Genomic DNA, 255 nt, shown 5'->3' with positions numbered 1-255 from the left:
GCCCGGGCGTGCCGAGAGTCATGGCTTTGAATACAAACGCAACGGCACCGTGAGCCTGTTCGCGGCATTGAATGTCGCCACCGGCGAAGTGCTGGGCAAAACCGCGCCGCGCCATACCAGCGCCCAGCTTGTTGCGTTCCTCACCGAGGTAGTATCGGCGCAGCCACGCGGAAAGGAGATTCACGTGATATGTGACAACGTGAGCAGCCATAAAACCGCCGCTGTTCAAATATTTCTGGCCGACCATCCGAAGGT

Annotated in this window: 1 protein-coding gene; it reads left to right on the top strand. The window is 58.8% G+C overall.

Translation table 11 applies throughout. From position 1 onward, the window contains the following. Positions 1 to 255, top strand: a 255-nt coding sequence (locus tag AB4Y42_RS44565; RefSeq protein WP_368697937.1) for a transposase, incomplete at both ends; no start/stop codon positions are given.

Source organism: Paraburkholderia sp. EG286B (assembly GCF_040965655.1).
Taxonomy (GTDB): Bacteria; Pseudomonadota; Gammaproteobacteria; order Burkholderiales; family Burkholderiaceae; genus Paraburkholderia.
This window is presented reverse-complemented; position numbering and strand designations above follow the sequence as displayed.